The sequence below is a fragment of the Xanthovirga aplysinae genome, from assembly GCF_009711365.1.
In the GTDB taxonomy this organism is placed as follows: domain Bacteria; phylum Bacteroidota; class Bacteroidia; order Cytophagales; family Cyclobacteriaceae; genus Xanthovirga; species Xanthovirga aplysinae.
This window is the reverse complement of the sequence record NZ_SMMB01000730.1, coordinates 1-3,549: the sequence shown is the minus strand read 5'-3', so window position 1 is coordinate 3,549 and position 3,549 is coordinate 1. Positions and strand designations below refer to the sequence as shown.

General features: G+C 36.0%; 2 protein-coding genes and 1 other RNA gene. 2 read left to right on the top strand and 1 reads right to left on the bottom strand.

From position 1 onward, the window contains the following. Positions 1-426 precede the first annotated feature (426 nt). Positions 427-834: a response regulator gene (locus E1171_RS04755; RefSeq protein WP_246164159.1), complete on the top strand. Its 408-nt coding sequence runs from the start codon at positions 427-429 to the stop codon at positions 832-834. Between the two features lie 102 nt (positions 835-936). Here the strand turns inward: E1171_RS04755 and E1171_RS04750 are convergent, their stop codons facing one another. Further along, positions 937-2,709, bottom strand: a complete 1,773-nt coding sequence (locus E1171_RS04750) for a DNA polymerase III subunit gamma/tau (protein ID WP_155204610.1) — start codon at positions 2,707-2,709, stop codon at positions 937-939. 305 nt (positions 2,710-3,014) lie between these two features. Here E1171_RS04750 and ssrA point away from each other — a divergent pair. Beyond that, positions 3,015-3,422, top strand: a transfer-messenger RNA (tmRNA) gene (ssrA, locus tag E1171_RS04745). Positions 3,423-3,549: the final 127 nt, after the last annotated feature.

Sequence of the window (3,549 nt, the reverse complement as noted above, 5' to 3'; positions counted from 1 at the left end):
TATTAGATAAATCCAAATTCAGACAGTTAATCAAATCCCTAACTTCCAAAATTTGAAACTAGGAGTTGGCCTCATCAAATATTTTTAAGTTTAATAGAGTCCAAAATAGATTTCAATCAAGTTTCAAAGAATAATTCACCTTTATATCCAATGGACATCCCTAAGTAAAAATCCCGGATGGGGAAGAAAGTCCTTTCAAAATTGTTAAGGTAGTAGTATTTCTAATAATTTGGTTTCAGCACCAGCTAAATATACAAGGAAACCATAATTTGAAGTTATTAGATTAAGGATTTAAAAATTTGAAGATACAAAGGAAAAAATCATGAAGATTTATATTTATTTTGATTAGAAATGAATTATAAATAATTTTTATCTTGTATTGGATGCATCAAAACAAAAGCCTCCCAGACTAAAGCAGATAGAATAATGGTAAAAAAAATTATAGATTTAGTGATGTTGGTCGATGATAATGATACGGATAATTTTATCAGTAAAAGAATCATCGAAATTACGGGCTTTGCAAAAGAGGTAGTGATAAAAAATTCAGGAAAAAGTGCTTTAGAATACCTGGAGGAAAATAAAGATGTAGAAGAAAGATTGCCTAATATTATTTTTCTGGACATTAATATGCCCATAGTAGATGGGTTTGTTTTTTTATATGAATTTGAAAGTTTTCCAAACCTTGTTAAAGACAAATGTAAGGTAATAATTTTATCAAGTTCAGATAATAAGAGAGATATAGATAAAATTGTGAATAACAATCATGTAGTGAAATTTGTCACTAAACCCCTCACAGAGGTGGCACTAAATGAAGTAAAAGAAATAACTGTTTAGTTTATTAGGATTCTCAAAGATCTTGTATCTCCCGACAAATCTAGGCCAAGATTAATTTATCATCCTTTTTCTTAATTATTTTTCACCTATTCAATAAAATCCCTAAAAATCAGGATTTAACCCTAGACGATTTCTCAATTCCACTACCTGAGGGTATTTTTCTGATAAGTAATTTAGTTTTTCCTGAGGTGTATAAATCATTTTTTTATTATCACCAGCAACCAGTTTTGTTTCCAATTGAATTAAACTATTTTTCAGTTCTCTCCTAAGAAATCCCAGCAATTCCGGTTTTAATTTTTCTATTAGCGGTTCTTGTACTGCATTAGCTAGTTCCAACCGGATTAAATGATTTTCACCAAGGGAATATGGATGTTTAAGTATTGTAAACTCAGCCAATCGATCCTCTTTTCTTAATTGCTCAGCAAATTGGGACCATACCTTCTGAAGTTGATTTAGAGTAAAAGCAAAATCTTGAACAACCTCATCTTGCACGGCTTTTACCTTTGTCTGCGGTGTAGATTGATAAGTGGCAATACTTTCCTTAAGAGAAGAAATTCCCTCTATTTTTGTAGTTTTAGGCAAACTACCTACTGGAGGGGATGGCTTTGAAGCCGGTGTACTTGTTTTTTTAGGTAGCACAACGGAAGGAGTGGCCCTCCTGGAAGCAACCTTGGCTTTTTCCTCCACAGCATTTGGCGCTGCTTCTGACTTAATTAATGTAGTTTTTTTTTTTGCCTCTTGGTCAAGAGTTCCTTCCCTTGTTTGCGCAAGTTGAACTGCTGAAGGAATATGAGCGATTTTCATCAAAGCCAACTCAACATGAAGGCGCTGATTTTTACTTCCTTTATAGTTTATGTCACATTGACTGGCTAAGTTCAATGCTGTCAACAAAAAAGACAGAGGAACTGCATTTGCCTGCTCTTTGTACTTCTGTTGTACATTCTCAGAAACTTCCAGTAATTGGACTGTCTTATTGTCTTTGGCTACCAATAAATTTCTAAAATGTTCGCTGAGCCCCACAATGAAATTGTGGCCATCAAAACCATTTTTTAGAATTTCATCAAAAATCAACAAAACTTGTGACATTTCCTCCCCTACCAAGAAATCTGTTACCTTAAAATAGTAATCATAATCAAGAATGTGCAGATTCTTAATCGTGGTTTGATAGGTCACTTTCTTTCCCGAAGAAAAGGTTACAATCAGATCAAAAATCGAAAGAGCATCCCTCAAAGCCCCATCCGCCTTTTGAGCAATTAGGTGAAGGGCCTCCTCCTCAGCTTCAATCTGCTCCTGCCCTGCTATATAATGAAGGTGCCCGCTGATATCTGATACCTGAATACGGTTAAAGTCAAAAATCTGACACCGGGAAAGAATAGTAGGAATAATTTTATGTTTCTCAGTAGTAGCCAATATAAAAATGGCATAAGAAGGTGGCTCTTCCAATGTTTTCAAAAAGGCATTGAAGGCTGCATTCGAAAGCATGTGCACCTCATCAATAATATAAATCTTATATTTACCGGACTGAGGAGCATAACGCACTTGTTCAACTAAATTTCGAATATCATCTACCGAGTTATTAGAGGCTGCATCCAGTTCATGAATATTCATGGAACTGTTGTTGTTAAACGATTGGCAGGAAGCACAATTATTACAAGCCTCCATTTCCTCTGTTTTGTGCTCACAATTTATCGTTTTGGCTAAAATACGTGCACAGGTAGTTTTTCCAACCCCACGAGGGCCGCAAAACAAAAAAGCTTGTGCCAAATGGTTATTCTGAATAGCATTTTTTAAGGTAGTGGTGATATGTGATTGTCCCACCACACTATTAAAAGTCCCCGGCCTGTATTTTCTTGCAGAAACAACAAAATTCTCCATTCGCGCAAGTTAACAATTTATTCCGAAATAGCATTCTAAAAAGTCCAATCTGGCCCTTATCATCATGCATTATCAAAGATTGTGAAGAGTTCGGCAGTTTCACTTCATTTTTTCCACTTTGCTTTGTAGGATAATCCCCTCAAGTGCACCTTCCATAGCTAACTTTCGTTTTAGAATAAGGGAAAAAGAGGGAGTGAATTCATAATATTTCCTCTATTTATGCCGTTTTTGACGGAAATAACCTATATTTGTAGCCTCATTTTCGAATATCAAAGAATATGAGACTAATACCTATGAAAACACTTGGGGTCGACTGGAATTGACAGGAAGTGCGAATTAGGTGTAAGCATGTCGGGAGTTGTAAGTATTTCCCGTAAATAAAACTTTCGAACTATAATTGGCGAGTCTAACTACGCTATGGCTGCCTAATCCTAGACGGAATGTCTTCGATTAACGGGCTATAATCGGTTGAGCAACATTGTTCCCGAGCCACATTCTGCCGGATGTTGTCCTATCGGTCCGGAATCCAGAGTGTCGATCTGAATGGACTAGTTTGGGTGATACTGTTAATCCTAAGCGAAACTTAAACAGGTAAGGGGAATCGTTGGTTTGTACTGCACCTGCCTCCCCCGACAATTAAGCATTACTAAGCATGTAGAAAGCACACTGGTTTCCTTAGCTGGACGAGGGTTCGAATCCCTCCGACTCCACAGAATCCCTTCATACGTTAAATATGAAGGGATTTTTTATTTTGGACGACGGTTTGAGCGACGCAAAATAAAAAAACCTCCTTAAGTTAGAATTTATTTTTCTATTGACTACAATATTAGTTTAAAAAAA

Bases quoted from the DNA above. Each gene is read 5' to 3' on its own strand.
- E1171_RS04750 (WP_155204610.1), bottom strand. From the start codon at position 2,709: ATGGAGAATTTTGTTGTTTCTGCAAGAAAATACAGGCCGGGGACTTTT.
- E1171_RS04755 (WP_246164159.1), top strand. From the start codon at position 427: ATGGTAAAAAAAATTATAGATTTAGTGATGTTGGTCGATGATAATGAT.